Below are 15,057 nucleotides of genomic sequence, written 5' to 3'. Positions count from 1 at the left end.
CAAACAAAAAACGCGCGGTGCGAGCCGCGCGTTTTTTTATGCCTTCCACTTCGACTCGATGTGCCGCCGTGCCGTTGTGGTTCGCCTGCAGCTCAACCCGACCTGCGTCAGGACAGGGCGAGTACGTCGCCCAGCAGCGCTTGTGCCGTGACTTCCGGACCTGCGCCAGGACCCTGGATCACCAGCGGCTGCGAGTGGTAGCGCGTGGTGGTGAGGGCGAACTGGTTGTCGGTGCCGTACAGGCGCGCCGCCGGATGCGTGGCGGGCACCTCGACCAAGCCGACGCGGGCCTTGCCGCGCTGATTGAGCCGCGCAAGGAAACGCAACACGCCGCCGCGCGCCTTCGCTTCGGCGTGCCGGCGCGCGAGCGGCTCGTCCAGTTCCTCGAGGCGGGCGAGGAAGGTATCGGTATCCACCGTACGCAAGGCCTCGGGCACCAGGCTTTCCACGTCCACTTCGTCCGTGCCCAGCGCGAAGCCGGCGTTGCGCGCGATGATCAGCAGCTTGCGCGCCACGTCTTCGCCGGAGAGATCCGAGCGCGGGTCCGGCTCGGTATAGCCGAGCTTGCGCGCTTCGCGCAGCAGGGCGGAAAACGGCTGGCTGCCGTCGTACTGGTTGAACAGGTAGGAGAGCGAACCGGAGAACACGCCTTCCAGGGTGAGCAGCGCATCGCCGCAAGCGCGCAGACGGCGCAAGGTGGACAGCACCGGCAGGCCGGCGCCGACCGTGGCCGAATCGCCATAACGGCCGCCCTCGGCCACGGCCGCCTGCAAGGCGCGCCAGCCCGGCAATTCCCCACCGGCCAGCGCCTTGTTGGCGGTGACGACGTGGTAGCCGCGTGCCAGCCAGTCCGCGTGGCGCGCAGCGAGGCCGGCATTGGCGGTGGCGTCGATGATCACTTTCACCGCCGCGCCGCTGGCGTCGAGCGCGCGCAGCAGCGTGGCATCGTCGCGCGGATCGCCATGGCTCTTGAGCTTCTCGCGCAGGGCACGGTCCGCCAGCTTCTCCGGATCGGTCTGCTGGCGGCGCGAATTGGCCGCGCCGACCAGGCGCAGCGACGCGGCAGCGGGGGTGTTGAGCAGCTTGAGCAGCGCGCCGCCGACCACGCCGGTGCCCAGCAGCACCGCGGCCGTACCGCGGGCGGTGGATGCCGGGGCAGCCGTCTGGACGGCCGTTTCGGCCAGCACCGCGCTCATGCGGTCACCCGGCGTTTGGCGGACTGCGAGGCCAGCGAGCGAGCCAGCGCGGCCTCGACGTCACGCAACAGATCGTCGCCATCTTCGATGCCGACCGAAAGGCGCAGCAGGCTATCGGCGATGCCGGCGTTGCGGCGCGCTTCCGGCGCCATGGAGGCATGCGTCATCGAGGCCGGGTGTGCGACCAGGCTCTCCACGCCGCCCAGCGACTCGGCCAGCGAGAAATACTTCAGGCCGTCGACGAAGGCTTCGATCTGCGGCACATCGCCTTCCAGCTCGAAACTCAGCATGGCGCCGAAACCGGACTGCTGGCGCGCGGCCAGCGCATGGCCGGCATGGCTTTCCAGCCCCGGGTAATAGACCTTGCGCACGGCCGCATGGCCGTCCAGCAGCGTGGCGATGCGCTGCGCATTCTCTTGATGCTGGCGCAGGCGCACGCTGAGCGTGCGCAGGCCGCGCAGGGTGAGGAAGCTGTCGAACGGCGCGCCGGTAAGGCCGTTGCAATTGCCCCACCACTTGAGCTGCTCGGCCACCGCCGCCTCGCGCGCCACCACCGCGCCGCCCACCACATCGCTGTGACCATTGATGTACTTGGTGGTGGAGTGCACCACCACGTCGGCGCCCAGCAGCAGCGGCTGCTGCAACGCGGGCGACAGGAAGGTGTTGTCGACCACCACCAGCGCGCCCGCAGCATGTGAAGCCTGTGCCACGTGACGGATGTCGGTGATGCGCAGCAGTGGGTTCGACGGCGTTTCCACCCACACCAGCGAAGGCTTGGACGCGAGGGCCGCGGCCAGCGCGACGCTATCGGTGAGATCTGCGAATTCGATGCTGAAACGGCCCTTCTTCGCCCATGCATCGAGCAGGCGCCAGGTGCCGCCGTAGCAATCGTGCGCCGCCAGCACGCGGCCGCCTGCCGGCACCAGCTCCAGTGCCAGCGCCACGGCCGCCATGCCGCTGGCCGTCACCACCGCGCCGGCGCCCTGCTCCAGTTCGGCCAGCGCGCTGCCCAGCTGGTCGCGCGTGGGATTGCCGCTGCGCGAGTAGTCGTAGGCGCGCTTGCCGCCAAGGCCTTCGAAGGCATAGTTGGTCGACAGATGCAGCGGCGGCACCACGGCGCCGTGCTGGGTGTCGGACTCGATGCCGGCGCGCACCGCGCGGGTGGTGCTGCTACAGGGGGCGGTGGTGTCGCTCATGGTGGATCTCCGTGTCTCTTGCGTCGTGCGGCGATGGCGTGGGATGTGATCGGTTCAAGCCAGCGCATCGCGCAGCAGCGGCGCGAGGCGATGGGTTTCCTTGAGGAAGGCGTCGTGGCCGTACGGCGACTCGAGTACCTCGAGCGTGGCCGGGCCATGCAGGCGACGCTGCAATTCGCACAGGTCAGACAGCGGCACCAGCCGGTCGGACGGAAAGCCGATGAGCGTGGCAGGCGCGGCAACCTGCTCGGGCGTCACGTCGTGCAGGTCGATGGATTCGGACAGGGCCAGGAAGCGCTCCACGTCGAAGCGCTCGACGAAGCGGCGGCCGGCATGCTCGAGGTAATCCTCGACCGGGAAATGGAAGCGCCCTTCGCGAAACTCCGGCGCGGCGGTGAAGCGGCGCGAGAATTCCTCGCTGCCGCGATAGGTGGTCATGGCCAGCTGGCGCGCCAGCGACAGCGCCTGCTCGGGCTGGCCGGTCTGCAGACCCAGGCGCACGATGCCGCGTTGCACGGCGCGTTGCGCGGTAGCCAGCGGATGCGGTCGGTGCGCGCCGGCCAGCAGCACCAGGCGATCCAGCGCGTAGGGATGACGCGCGGCGAAGGCCAGGCCGGCCATGGCGCCATAGGAAGAACCGACGAAGGCATGCACGCGACCGATGCCCAGCGCCTCGACCAACGCGGCCAGGGCATCCGCCTGGTCTTCGCTCGAAATGGCGGTGACGCCGTCGAGGTCGGTCGGCGCGAGCCAGTCGATGGACAGCACGCGATAACGGTCGAGGTCGATCGGCCGGCCGGCGCCGATCGCTTCTTGCCACCAGCCCGGCGCGGCATCGTCGTCCAGCGCCACCACGTCGCGGTGGGCGGAGATGCCGCCCTGTACGATCACGGTCGGCGCATCGGGAGCGCCGCACCACAGGTAGCGCACGTCGACTTCGCAGCCATGGCTGCCGTATTTCGGCGAAAGGCGGATGCGGCGGGAGCTGCGCTGCGTCGTGAGATCCACGCGAACGGCGCCCGCCACGGTACAGGGTGCGATAGCGGCGGTGGCGGGCTGAGGCTGGCTGGACATCTTCGCTCTCCGGTTCGGGCATCGCCCTGCGGATCCGGAGAGGTCGCCACGCCGCCGGCATGGCTGCCGGCACGAAGCTCGCCCATCTCTCGGTGGCGCTGTACGCGCCTCCGCAGGAGTTGGCACCGTCGCGGGCGGATCCCGCAGGTTGCCCCGGCTTCAAAGGGCCTGTCCCTCAGCCGGTCTCGATGAGTGGCCGACACTCTATCGACCGGCGGACAACCGTGTCAACAGTTTGGACGTCCAAACGTCTAAACATCCATAGAATCCAAATGTCTTGCGGAAGTCGCGGAAAACACGCCGCCATCACGCTTCCGGCCGCATGCGATCCTCCGCCCGACCCGCATCCCCCCGCCATACGGCGCGCCCGCGACAGCGCTATGCTTGGCCGCTTTCCCCCTCCCCGGGATTGCCCGATGACCGCCCCCGACCACCCGGATACATCCGCCTCCACCCTGCGCGACCAGCTGCGCCGCGACGGCTTCGCCTTCGCCACCCACCACGCCATGGAGCGTCTGCTGGGCGAAGGGATGGCGGACTGGGCGGCCTTCGCCGACAGCTGGAACGACCTGGGGCCGGACGATTACCTGGCAGCCAAGGGCCGCCACCGGCAGCGGCGCCATGCGGTATTCGCGGCCGGCGCCAGCGGCCCGTTCGAGCTGCGCGAACGCCAGCCTCACTACCAGAGCGTGGACTACAACGCGTTGCAGGGGGGCATCGAGCGCTGGTTCGAACCGGTGCGGCCGGACATTGCGCAGGGCGCAAGCCTGCAGGCCATCCTCGGTTTCAGCCGCGACTTCTTCGGCCCGCTGGCGCCGGCCACCGGGCGCTGGCATATCGAAGTCCATCAGTTCCGCATCGAAGCCCGCGCGGGCCAGGCCGGCGAGCCGACCCCCGAGGGGGTACATCGCGACGGCGTGGACTATGTCCTGGTACTGCTGGTGGACCGCGAGAATATCGAGAGCGGCACCACCACCATCCATACCGCCGACGGCACGGAGCTGGGCCACTTCACCCTCACCCACCCGCTGGACGCCGCGCTGGTGGACGATGCTCGCGTCTACCACGGCGTGACGCCGGTGACGCCGCACGATCCCGCGCGGCCGGCGCATCGCGACGTGCTGGTGGTGACATTCCGCAAGGCCGCCTGAGCACCCGCCACCCCTACAATGCGCCATTGCCTCGAGGAACCGCCGTGTCCCTAGCCGCCCAGATCGTCATCGCCGTGGTCGCCCTGCTGCACCTGTGGTTCCTGGTGCTGGAAATGTTCCTGTGGACCAGGCCGGCGGGCCGCCGCGCGTTCGGCACCACGGCCGAGTTTGCCGCGCAGTCGAAGGTACTGGCCGCCAACCAGGGCCTGTACAACGGCTTCCTCGCCGCCGGACTGCTGTGGTCGCTGTGGCTGGGCGGAGATGGCATGGCCATCGCGCGCTTCTTCCTGGGCTGCGTGCTGGTGGCCGGCCTTTATGGCGGTTTCACGGCGTCGCGGCGGATCCTGCTGTTCCAGGCGGCGCCGGCGGCGATCGGCCTGCTCCTGCTGTGGCTGTGAGCGCATGGGTACCACCGATCACCCGCGCGAAGCGGTAGGCCAGGCCTTCGATCCGACCCTGATGCTGCGCGCCCGCGAGCGCAGCTGGGCCGCGCTGCGCGGCATCCGCGAGCGCATGCGCCCGGGCATCAGCGAGGATGAGGCCCGGGCCGAAGCCGCGCAGGTGTTCGCCTCGCTGGGCATGGAGCGGCTTTGGCATCCGGTGGTGATCCGCATCGGCGAGAACACCACCAAGACCTTCCGCGAACGCTCCAACCCGGACGTGCGCCTGGGCGAGGACGACATCTATTTCATCGACCTGGGGCTGGTGTTCGATGGCCACGAGGGCGATGTCGGCGAGGCCTTCGTGACCGGCAGCGACCCCGGCCGGCGCGCTTGCGCCGCCGCCGCGCGTACGCTGTTCGACCAGGTGGCCTCAGCCTGGCGCTCGCAAGGCTTGAGCGGCGAGGCGCTCTACGCCTTTGCCGGCGAGCGGGCGCAAGCCATGGGCTGGCGCCTGAATCACGCGATCAAGGGCCATCGGGTGAGCGACTTCCCTCACGCGATCTACAAGGCCGGCGACCTGGGCACGCTGGAACGCCCGCCGGCCAGCGGCCTGTGGATCCTGGAGATCCAGATCGCCCACCCCACCGAACCCTACGGCGCCTTCTACGAGGACCTGCTGGTCCAGGAGTAGGCTGGCGGCTCCGAACTGCCGGAGCCTCGCGATGGCCGTCGAAAGTCTGCCCCTGGACGGCGGCTGCACCTGCGGCGGCGTCCGCTATCGCCTGGCCAGCGGACCGCTGATCGTGCAGTGCTGCCATTGCCGCTGGTGCCAACGCGAGAGCGGCGGCGCCTTCGCCCTCAACGCCATGATCGAGACCAGCCGGATCAAGCTGCTGCGCGGCCGTCCGCTGCTGGAGACCATTCCCAGCTTCAGCGGCAAGGGCCAGCAGGTGGCGCGCTGCCCGGACTGCATGATCGCCCTGTGGAGCCACTACGCCGGCGGCGGCGCCACCTTCGCCTACGTGCGGGTGGGCACGCTGGACGACCCGGACCGGCTGCCGCCGGATATCCATGTCTTCACCGCCAGCAAGCAACCCTGGGTAGTGATCCCCCCGGACGCACGGGCGGTACCGGAGTTCTACCGGCGCAGCGAGGTGTGGTCACCGGAGAGCCTGGAGCGGCGGCGAATCGCTGTCGAAGGGGCGGTTTCGGGCCGCTCGGCGGGGTGACCGGGCCCAGGCCACGGTACAATCGCGGGTTCGCCATTGACTGTCCGGCCCGCCCGCATGTCCACCCATCTCGACGAAACCCGCCGCCGCCGCACCTTCGCCATCGTCAGCCACCCTGACGCAGGCAAGACCACGCTCACGGAAAAGCTGCTGCTGTTCGGCGGCGCGATCCAGATGGCCGGCTCGGTGAAGGGCCGCAAGGCGGCTCGCCACGCCACCTCGGACTGGATGGCGCTGGAAAAGGAACGCGGCATCTCGGTGACCTCGTCGGTGATGCAGTTCCCGTACGAAGGCAAGATCGTCAACCTGCTCGACACGCCCGGCCATGCGGACTTCTCGGAAGACACCTACCGCGTGCTCACCGCGGTGGACTCCGCGCTGATGGTGATCGACTGCGCCAAGGGCGTGGAGGAGCGCACGATCAAGCTGATGGAGGTGTGCCGCCTGCGCGACACGCCGATCATGACCTTCATCAACAAGCTCGACCGCGAGGGCCGCTCGCCGATCGAATTGCTCGACGAAGTGGAATCGGTGCTGGGCATCGCCTGCGCGCCGCTGACCTGGCCGATCGGCATGGGCAAGCGCCTGAAGGGCGTGTACCACCTGCTGCTGGACGAAGTGCACGTGTTCGAACCGGGCAAGAACTTTACGCGCCAGGACTCGACCATCTTCAAGGGCCTGGATGCGCCGGGCGTGGAAGAGGCCATCGGCGCCGAAGCCATGGCCGAGCTGCGCGAGGAGCTGGAGCTGGTGCAGGGCGCCTCGCATCCATTCGACCTGGAGCAATACCTGGCCGGCAAGCTGACGCCGGTGTTCTTCGGCTCGGCGGTGAACAACTTCGGCGTGCAGCTGTTGCTGGACTTCTTCGTCGAGCACGCACCCTCGCCCAAGCCGCGCGCCACACTCACCCGCGAGATCGAGCCGGACGAGGAGAAGCTCACCGGCTTCGTGTTCAAGATCCAGGCGAACATGGACCCGGCGCACCGGGACCGCGTGGCGTTCATGCGCGTGTGCTCGGGCACCTACACCGCCGGCATGAAGATGATCCAGACGCGCACCGGCAAGGAAGTGCGCATCGCCAACGCGCTGACCTTCATGGCCAGCGATCGCGAGATCGTCGAAAGCGCCTATCCCGGCGATGTGATCGGCCTGCACAACCACGGCACGATCAGCATCGGCGACACCTTCACCGAAGGTGAGGCGATTTCGTTCACCGGTATCCCGAACTTCGCGCCGGAACTGTTCCGCCGCGCGCGCCTGCGCGACCCGCTGAAGATGAAAGCGCTGCAGAAGGGCCTGGCGCAACTGTCCGAGGAAGGCGCAACGCAGTTCTTCCGTCCGCTGATGAGCAACGACCTGGTGCTCGGCGCGGTGGGCGTGCTGCAGTTCGATGTGGTGGCTTATCGCCTGAAGGACGAATACGGCGTCGACGCGGCGTTCGAACCGGTCGGCGTGGTCACCGCGCGCTGGATCCATTGCGACGACGCGAAGAAGCTGGAAGAGTTCCGCGAGAAGAACGCGATGAATCTGGCCGTGGACGCCGCCGGCGAGCTGGTCTATCTGGCGCCGTCGCGGGTGAACCTGCAGCTGGCGCAGGAGCGCTGGCCGCAGGTGCGCTTCTCGGCCACCCGCGAGCACGCGGCTTCCGTGGACGTCTGATCCCGGCGGCGCGGGCCTGCGCTCCCACAACGACAACCTCGAGGTCCGCATGCGCCACGCCGACACGACCGTCCCCGCCTTCACGACGCCACGCGCTGCCACGCCGTGGCAACGCTGGCTGGTGTTCTCGCCCGGGGCGCGCATCGCCAACTTCGCGGTGACGATGCTTGCGCTGAGCTTCCTGGCCGGATCGCTGACCCACCTCCTGGGCTGGCGCGACAAGGGCGCCGATCCGCTGTACCGGGCGTTGGCCATGCTGCTGCTCCAGCTGGTGCCCGCCCTGTTCGCCTACCTCGCCCTGGTGCGCGGCGTGGAACGGCGCCCGCTCAACGAGCTGGCGCTGCGCGCACTGCCTCGGCAGGCCGGCCTGGGACTGCTGATCGGCACACTGCTGATGGGTACGACGGTCTCCGTGCTATGGCTGCTGGGCAGCTACCGCGTCACCGGCACCAACTCATCGCCCGACTGGATCTCCGCCGTGCTGGTGGTCGGTCTGGGCGCGGGGCTGGGCGAGGAAATCATCTCGCGCGGCGTGCTGTTCCGCATCGTCGAGGAAGGGCTCGGCACCTGGTGGGCGCTGGCCATCTCGGCGCTGTTCTTCGGCGCGATGCACATCGGCAATCCCGCCGCGACGCTGTGGAGCTCGGCGGCGATCGCCATCGAGGCCGGCATCCTGCTCGGCCTGCTCTATCACGTCACCCGCTCGCTGTGGGTCTGCTCCGGCATGCATCTGGCGTGGAACGTCATGCAAGGCACGGTGTTCGGCATCGCCGTCTCCGGCCACCCGGCGGACGGCTTCCTGGTGGCGCGCCTGAGCGGCCCCGAATGGCTCAGCGGAGGCGCCTTCGGCGCCGAGGCCTCGGTGGTCGCCCTGCTGGTATGCACCAGCCTCAGCGCGGTGCTGCTGGGCATCGCCCTGCGGCGCCGCTCGATCGTGCCGCCGGCCTGGAAACGGCGCGCGCCCCTCGCGCAGGCCACACGCAGCTGAAGCCTGCTGCGCTACCCTGCGCCGAAACATTCGGCCGTGGCGGCGCCGCGGCCTTCGCTACAGGGAACCCCGCATGGCCACCGCCAACCGACGCTACTCCTGGCTCGCGCACCAGCCGATCCAGCGCAAGATTCTGTTCGCGATCGGCATCCTCACGCTGCTGTTCGTCATCTGCGGGTCGGTCACCCTCATCTCGCTGTCCCGCCAGGACGAAAGCTGGCGGTGGTCGCGCCACACCTACGAGGTCCGTGCCGCGCTGGATGACGTGATCGAGGCCATGCAGGACGGCCAGTACGCCGTGCGTGGTTATCTGCTGACGCAGGACCGCAAGGAGCTGGACAGCTACGGAGAAGCCAACCGCAAGTCGCAGGCGGCCATTGACGCCTTGCGTGGCCTGATCGCCGACAACCCGTTGCAACAGACCCGCCTGGACCGCGTGCAGGTGATGGCCCGGCAGTGGCAGCAGGAGGTCACCCGCAACGGCGTCGATGCCGTGGCCGCGATCAAGTCCACCGACCCGGCCGAGATGGCCTTGGAGCGCAGCCGCATCCAGAGCAGCTACATGGATCACCGATCCGTGACGCCGACCGACATCCTGGCCCTGCTCAATCAGATGGATGCCACCGAGGCCGGCCTGCTCAACGAACGCGAAGCGTCGCAGCGCCGCGACGAGATCGAGGTGCGGGCGGTGACCTGGAGCGGCATGGTGATCGCCATCCTGCTGGGTATCTCGGTGGTCACCATGACCTTCCGCCTGATCACCCGGCCGATCCGCCGCATGACGGACCTGATGACTCGCCTGGCCCAGCACGACCATACGGTGGAGATCCGCCAGATCGAGCGCCGCGACGAGATCGGCGAGATCGCCCGCGCCTTGCAGGTGTTCAAGCAAATGGCGATCGAGACGGCAGCGCAGACCTGGGTCAAGAGCAACGTCTCGGAGATCGCCGGCGAGCTGCAGAAAGTGGACGGCCGGCGCGAATTCGGCGAACGCCTCACCAGCACGCTGGTGCCGCTGCTGCAAGGCGGCGTCGGCGTCTTCTACGCGCACGACGAAGACAGCGGACGGCTCGAACTGCACGGCAGCTATGGCTACCGCGAGCGTCGCCATCTGAGCACCGGCTATGCGCTGGGCGAAGGCCTGGTCGGCCAATGCGCGCTGGAGCGCAAGCCTATCGTCCTGCAGGACGTTCCCGAAGACTACGTGCGCATCCATTCGGGCACAGGCGAGGCGCCGCCGCGCAGCATCGCCGTGCTGCCGCTGCTGTCGCGCGACAAGCTGCTGGGCGTGCTGGAGCTGGCCAGTTTCCAGCATCTCACCGCGTCGCAGCAGCACCTGCTCGACGAGCTGCTGCCGATCGCCGCGCTTTCGCTGGAAAACCTTGGCCGCGCCCAGCGCACGAAGGATCTGTTGAACCGCACGCGTGAGCAGGCCGACGAATTGCGCGCTTCCGAGGAAACCCTGCGCAACCAGCAGCACGAGCTGCAGGCCAGCAACGAAGAACTCAGCCTCAAGACGCAGGAGTTGCAGGAGCAGTCGCAGCGGCTGCTCGCATCCGAAGAAGAACTGCGCGTGCAGACCGAAGAGTTGCAGGCCAGCAATGAAGAACTGCGTCAGAAGACCGACACGCTCAACGAGCAGAAACGCATGCTGGAGGCATTGCAGCGCGAGACGGCGGACAAGGCCGACGAGCTGGCCCGGGCCAGCCAGTACAAGTCGGAGTTCCTGGCCAACATGTCGCACGAGTTGCGCACGCCGCTCAACAGCCTGCTCATCCTGTCGCGCAGCCTGGCCGAGAACCGCGAGGGCAATCTCGACGGCGAACAAGTGGAATCGGCGCGCATCATCCACGACTCCGGCAGCAGCCTGCTGCGCCTGATCAACGACATCCTGGACCTGTCCAAGGTGGAAGCCGGCAAGATGGAGCTGGTGGTCGGCGAACTGCCGCTGGCCGACCTGCAACGCGCGCTCACGCGCACCTTCGCCCATGTGGCGCAGGAGAAGCAGCTGGCGTTCCGCGTGGAGACCGCGCCCGACCTGCCAGTCGGCATCCTCACCGACGCGGCCAAGCTGGAGCAGGTGGTCAACAACCTGGTCGGCAACGCCTTCAAGTTCACTCATCAGGGCGGCGTGACCGTGCAGATCACGCGGCCACCGGCAGGCGCGCCCCTGCCGGAAAAGCTGCAGGGGCGCGCCGTCGTCGCTATCGCGGTACGCGACACCGGCATCGGCATTCCACCGGCCAAGCTGGACAAGGTCTTCCACGCCTTCGAGCAGGTCGATGCCAGCACCAGCCGGCAGTACGGCGGTACCGGCCTCGGGCTGGCGATCTCGCGCCGCCTGGTGGAGCTGCTGGGCGGCGACATCGCGCTGCATAGCGAGGAAGGCCAGGGCAGCGTGTTCACCCTGCTGCTGCCGGAGCGCCTCGATGTCGGCGAAAACCCGGTGCCGGAGCCATCCGCGCCGGCACTCGCGGAAACGCGGCCGGCCACGACCAGCGCTCTGCTGCCCGAAACCATCGAGGACGACCGCGACCAGCTGGAAGCAGGCGCCACGGCGATCCTGATCGTGGAGGACGATCCGGTGTTCGCGCGCATCCTCGCCGACATGGTGCATCGCAAGGGCTACCGCGTGCTGGCCGCCGCCGATGGCGAATCGGGCCTGCAGCTCGCGCAGCGCTACCGCCCCACCGGCATCCTGCTGGACGTCATGCTGCCGGGCATGGACGGCTGGACCGTGATCTCCCGGCTCAAGGAGAACCCAGCCACGCGGCACATCCCTGTTCACTTCATCTCCGCGGTGGATGACGCCGGACGCGGCCGTGAACTGGGCGCGGTGGGCTTTCTCACCAAGCCGGTCAGCCGCGAGGCGATCAACGGCGCGTTCGATCGCCTGCTGCATTTCGCCGAAGGCCAGGCGCGGCATCTGCTGCTGGTGGACGACGATGCCGATGCGCGCGCGGCGCTACGCACGCTGCTGCGCAACGACGACGTCTCCATCGACGAGGCCGGCAGCGCGGAAGACGCGCTGGCCCGGATGGCCGATACCGACTACGACTGCATCGTGCTCGACCTCGGCCTGCCCGGCATGTCCGGTATCGAACTGCTAGAACGCCTCGCGGGCGAAGGGCGCATTCCGCCGGTGGTGATCTACTCCGGACGCGAACTGAGTCGCGAGGAAAGCCTGAAGCTGCGCCAGTACACCGACAGCATCGTGATCAAGGGCGCGCGCTCGCCGGAGCGCCTGATGGATGAAGTCAGCCTGTTCCTGCACAGCATCCGCAAGAGCGCCGCCGCAGCGGCCGTCGCTGCGCCCGTCGCCGACGACGTAGGCGAGCTGGCCGGGCGCAAGTTGCTGCTGGTGGACGACGACATGCGCAATCTGTTCGCCCTGTCCAAGGTGCTGCGCGGCTGGGGCATGCAGGTAAGCATGGCGCAGGACGGGCAGAAGGCGCTCAAGGCGCTGGCCGAACAGGATGGCATCGAGCTGATATTGATGGACATCATGATGCCCGTGATGGATGGCTACGACACCATGCGCGCGGTCCGCGCGCAGTCGCGCTTCGCCAAGCTGCCGATCATCGCCCTCACCGCCAAGGCCATGCGCGGCGATCGCGAGAAGTGCCTCGAGGCCGGCGCCAACGACTACCTCTCCAAGCCGATCGACGTCGACAAGCTCTCGTCGATGCTGCGCGTATGGCTGCACCGATGAGCGAGCGCAGCGGCAGCGCGGGCGAGACGGGGCTCGAGGACATCGAGGTCGAGTTGTTCGTGCGTGCGCTGCAACTTCGCCATGGCTACGACTTCAGCCAGTACGCGCCGGCGTCGCTGAAGCGGCGCGTGAAGCAGCTCGTGCTGGCCCATCAGACCGACACGATCAGCGCGCTCACGGCACGCGTGCTGCACGAACCGGCGTTCCTGCCGAAGGTGCTGGAAGGGCTGTCGGTGCCGGTTTCCGAGATGTTCCGCGACCCGGAGGTGTTCCGCGCCCTGCGCGAACAGGTGTTCCCGATGCTGGCCTCGTATCCGCAGATCAACATCTGGCAGGCCGGCTGCGCGCACGGGCAGGAGGTGTACTCGCTGGCCATTCTGCTCGAAGAGGCCGGGCTGTACGAGCGCACGCAGATCTACGCCACCGACTTCAACGAAGCCGCGCTGCGCCATGCGCAGGAAGGCATCTATCCGGCCAAGGAGGCGCAACTGTGGTCGCGCAACTACCTTGCCGCCGGCGGCAGCCACTCGCTGGCCGACTACTACAGTGCGCGCTACGAGTTGCTCAAGCTGGACAGCCGGCTGCGCCGCAATGTGATCTTCGCCAACCACAACCTGGTCGCCGATGAGGTGTTCTGCGAGGCGCACCTGGTGCTGTGCCGCAATGTGCTGATCTATTTCTCCGACCCGCTGCAGGACCGCACCCTCGCGCTGTTCCGCGACAGCCTGGTACGCGGTGGCTTCCTCTGCCTGGGCACGCGCGAGAGCCTGGACTTCGCGCCGTCCGCGGCCGACTTCCAGCCGGTGGATGCGGCCTTGCGCATCTACCGGCTGGCGCCGAAGGCGGCGGACTGAGATGGGCGCGCCGCTGGCCGTCGTCATCGGCTGTTCGGCCGGAGGGCTCGTTGCGCTGGAGCAGCTGTTCGGCGCCCTGCTGCCGGCACTGCCACCGCCGTTTCTGGTGTGCTGCCATACCGGTTCGCCCAACGTGGACCTGATGTGCGACCTGCTGGCGCGCCATGCGGCCATGCCGGTGGAAGAAGCGCGCGAACGCGAGCTGCCGCGCGGCGGCACGGTGTACGTGGCGCCCAGCGGCTATCACCTGCTGGTGGAGACCGATGGCCGCTTCGCGCTCAGCGTGGACCCGCGCGTGAGCTTCGCGCGCCCTTCGATCGACGTGCTGTTCGCCTCCGCTGCCGAAACCTACGGCGATGGCCTGATCGGGGTGATCCTCACCGGCGCCAACAGCGATGGCGCCGCAGGGCTGGCCGCAGTGCGCGAGCGCGGCGGCATCGCCATCGTGCAGCGGCCGGACGAGGCCGATTCCCCGGCCATGCCGCGAGCCGCACTGGAACTCGCCGGCGCGGACTATTGCGTACCCCTCGCGGCGATCGCGCCGCTGCTCAACCGGATCTGCCTGTCATGACTCCCGAACGCCCAAAGATCCTCGTCGTCGACGACACTCACGCCAACCTGGTGGCGATGCGCCGGCTGCTGGCCGACTGCGGCGCCGAACTGCACGAGGCCGGCAGCGGCAATGACGCTCTGGCGATGTGCCTGGATCACGAGTACGCGCTGATCCTGCTCGACGTGAACATGCCCGACATGGACGGTTTCGAAGTGGCTTCGCTGCTTGGCGAATCCGGGCAGTTGCACGAAACGCCGATCATCTTCGTCACCGCGGCCTACGCCGACGACATCAACCGCCTCAAGGGCTACCGCTTCGGCGCGGTGGACTACCTCGCCAAGCCGGTCAACGACGCGATTCTGCAGTCGAAGGTGCGCGTGTTCCTCGAACTGTACGCGGCGCGCGCGCAGATCAAGGCTGCGCTGACGGAGCTGGCCGCGCGCAACCGGCAGCTGGGCGAGGAGATCGCCGAACGCAAGCGCATCGAAGCGCAGATCCGCCACCAGGCCACGCACGACCTCCTCACCGGCCTGCCCAACCGCATGCTGTTCCATGACCGCCTGTCTACCGCCATGCAACGCGTGCCGCGGCACGGCCAGCCGTTCGCGCTGGTCATGCTGGACATCGATGGCTTCAAGGCTGTGAACGACAACCACGGCCATCCCGCGGGCGATGCGCTGCTGCGTGCGATCGCACAGCGCCTGCACGACTCGCTGCGCGCCAACGACACGGTGGCGCGCCTGGGCGGCGACGAGTTCGCCCTGATTCTGGAAGACGTCACCGATCTTTCCGCTCTGGTCGAGCGCTGCCATGGCATCGGTGCCGGATTGGCCGAACCCTATCCGCTGGACGGCCGTCACGGCCCGTTTGTCGCCGACGTGAGCGCCAGCATCGGCATCGCCGTGTGGAACGGTGACGCGCGCAACGACGAGGACCTGATCCTGGCAGCCGACCGTGCACTGTATCGCGCGAAAGAAGACGGCAAGAACCGCTGCGTGGTCGCGCCGTAAAGCCCACCCATATCGGCACCGCAAACAAAAACGGCGGGACCCGGGTCGACCG

The 15,057-nt window shown here is 68.3% G+C and carries 13 protein-coding genes and 1 riboswitch; of the genes, 10 read left to right on the top strand and 3 right to left on the bottom strand.

The features are described 5' to 3' along the window. Window positions 1–107: 107 nt before the first annotated feature. The 3 genes from ACNR9O_RS01360 to metX are packed head-to-tail and all read right to left on the bottom strand — an operon-like array spanning window position 108 to window position 3,466. Complete coding sequence (locus tag ACNR9O_RS01360; protein ID WP_473683677.1) at window positions 108–1,196, bottom strand: homoserine dehydrogenase family protein; 1,089 nt, start codon at window positions 1,194–1,196, stop codon at window positions 108–110. Continuing rightward, a complete protein-coding gene (gene metB / locus ACNR9O_RS01355; protein ID WP_473683680.1) occupies window positions 1,193–2,392 on the bottom strand; it encodes a cystathionine gamma-synthase in 1,200 nt (399 codons plus the stop codon). Before metB ends, ACNR9O_RS01360 begins: the two co-directional genes overlap by 4 nt. A 54-nt stretch (window positions 2,393–2,446) precedes the next feature. Next, window positions 2,447–3,466: a homoserine O-succinyltransferase MetX gene (gene metX, locus ACNR9O_RS01350; RefSeq protein WP_473683682.1), complete on the bottom strand. Its 1,020-nt coding sequence runs from the start codon at window positions 3,464–3,466 to the stop codon at window positions 2,447–2,449. Window positions 3,467–3,545: 79 nt separating this feature from the next. Next, window positions 3,546–3,661: riboswitch (SAM riboswitch) on the bottom strand. 221 nt (window positions 3,662–3,882) lie between these two features. On the opposite strand from metX, the gene ACNR9O_RS01345 reads away from it, so the two are divergent. From ACNR9O_RS01345 to ACNR9O_RS01300, 10 genes are all read left to right on the top strand, one after another. Continuing rightward, entirely contained in the window at window positions 3,883–4,617 is a 735-nt protein-coding gene (locus ACNR9O_RS01345) for a 2OG-Fe dioxygenase family protein (protein ID WP_473683684.1), read from the top strand. Window positions 4,618–4,661: 44 nt separating this feature from the next. Continuing rightward, on the top strand, window positions 4,662–5,015 hold the full coding sequence (locus ACNR9O_RS01340) for a DUF1304 domain-containing protein (RefSeq protein WP_473683686.1): 354 nt from the start codon (window positions 4,662–4,664) through the stop codon (window positions 5,013–5,015). A gap of 4 nt (window positions 5,016–5,019) precedes the next feature. After that, complete coding sequence (locus ACNR9O_RS01335) at window positions 5,020–5,691, top strand: M24 family metallopeptidase (RefSeq protein ID WP_473683688.1); 672 nt, start codon at window positions 5,020–5,022, stop codon at window positions 5,689–5,691. Between the two features lie 31 nt (window positions 5,692–5,722). Next, window positions 5,723–6,229: a GFA family protein gene (locus ACNR9O_RS01330; RefSeq protein ID WP_473683690.1), complete on the top strand. Its 507-nt coding sequence runs from the start codon at window positions 5,723–5,725 to the stop codon at window positions 6,227–6,229. Between the two features lie 57 nt (window positions 6,230–6,286). Next, window positions 6,287–7,888: a peptide chain release factor 3 gene (locus ACNR9O_RS01325; protein WP_473683692.1), complete on the top strand. Its 1,602-nt coding sequence runs from the start codon at window positions 6,287–6,289 to the stop codon at window positions 7,886–7,888. Window positions 7,889–7,937: 49 nt separating this feature from the next. Next, on the top strand, window positions 7,938–8,876 hold the full coding sequence (locus tag ACNR9O_RS01320; protein ID WP_473683694.1) for a lysostaphin resistance A-like protein: 939 nt from the start codon (window positions 7,938–7,940) through the stop codon (window positions 8,874–8,876). Between the two features lie 73 nt (window positions 8,877–8,949). Beyond that, the gene (locus tag ACNR9O_RS01315; protein WP_473683696.1) at window positions 8,950–12,588 is read left to right on the top strand and encodes a response regulator; all 3,639 of its coding nucleotides are present in this window, start codon (window positions 8,950–8,952) and stop codon (window positions 12,586–12,588) included. Then, window positions 12,585–13,442, top strand: coding sequence for a CheR family methyltransferase (locus tag ACNR9O_RS01310; protein ID WP_473683698.1), 858 nt, complete (start codon window positions 12,585–12,587; stop codon window positions 13,440–13,442). The genes ACNR9O_RS01315 and ACNR9O_RS01310 overlap by 4 nt, the downstream gene beginning before the upstream one ends. Window position 13,443: 1 nt before the next feature. Further along, window positions 13,444–14,013 carry a chemotaxis protein CheB gene (locus ACNR9O_RS01305; protein WP_473683700.1) on the top strand — a complete coding sequence of 190 codons (570 nt, stop codon included), beginning with the start codon at window positions 13,444–13,446 and terminating at the stop codon, window positions 14,011–14,013. After that, the gene (locus tag ACNR9O_RS01300; protein ID WP_473683702.1) at window positions 14,010–15,005 is read left to right on the top strand and encodes a diguanylate cyclase domain-containing protein; all 996 of its coding nucleotides are present in this window, start codon (window positions 14,010–14,012) and stop codon (window positions 15,003–15,005) included. The genes ACNR9O_RS01305 and ACNR9O_RS01300 overlap by 4 nt, the downstream gene beginning before the upstream one ends. Window positions 15,006–15,057 lie beyond the last annotated feature (52 nt).

Source organism: Dyella sp. CR10 (assembly GCF_055814425.1).
Note: the sequence above shows the minus strand (reverse complement) of the source record. Positions and strands in the feature narration are given on the sequence as shown.

Excerpts from the sequence above, each read along its gene's own strand:
- ACNR9O_RS01325 (WP_473683692.1), top strand. The coding sequence starts at position 6,287 with ATGTCCACCCATCTCGACGAAACCCGCCGCCGCCGCACCTTCGCCATC.
- ACNR9O_RS01305 (WP_473683700.1), top strand. The coding sequence starts at position 13,444 with ATGGGCGCGCCGCTGGCCGTCGTCATCGGCTGTTCGGCCGGAGGGCTC.
- ACNR9O_RS01310 (WP_473683698.1), top strand. The coding sequence starts at position 12,585 with ATGAGCGAGCGCAGCGGCAGCGCGGGCGAGACGGGGCTCGAGGACATC.
- ACNR9O_RS01300 (WP_473683702.1), top strand. The coding sequence starts at position 14,010 with ATGACTCCCGAACGCCCAAAGATCCTCGTCGTCGACGACACTCACGCC.
- ACNR9O_RS01345 (WP_473683684.1), top strand. The coding sequence starts at position 3,883 with ATGACCGCCCCCGACCACCCGGATACATCCGCCTCCACCCTGCGCGAC.
- metB (WP_473683680.1), bottom strand. The coding sequence starts at position 2,392 with ATGAGCGACACCACCGCCCCCTGTAGCAGCACCACCCGCGCGGTGCGC.
- ACNR9O_RS01330 (WP_473683690.1), top strand. The coding sequence starts at position 5,723 with ATGGCCGTCGAAAGTCTGCCCCTGGACGGCGGCTGCACCTGCGGCGGC.
- ACNR9O_RS01360 (WP_473683677.1), bottom strand. The coding sequence starts at position 1,196 with ATGAGCGCGGTGCTGGCCGAAACGGCCGTCCAGACGGCTGCCCCGGCA.
- ACNR9O_RS01315 (WP_473683696.1), top strand. The coding sequence starts at position 8,950 with ATGGCCACCGCCAACCGACGCTACTCCTGGCTCGCGCACCAGCCGATC.
- metX (WP_473683682.1), bottom strand. The coding sequence starts at position 3,466 with ATGTCCAGCCAGCCTCAGCCCGCCACCGCCGCTATCGCACCCTGTACC.
- ACNR9O_RS01335 (WP_473683688.1), top strand. The coding sequence starts at position 5,020 with ATGGGTACCACCGATCACCCGCGCGAAGCGGTAGGCCAGGCCTTCGAT.
- ACNR9O_RS01320 (WP_473683694.1), top strand. The coding sequence starts at position 7,938 with ATGCGCCACGCCGACACGACCGTCCCCGCCTTCACGACGCCACGCGCT.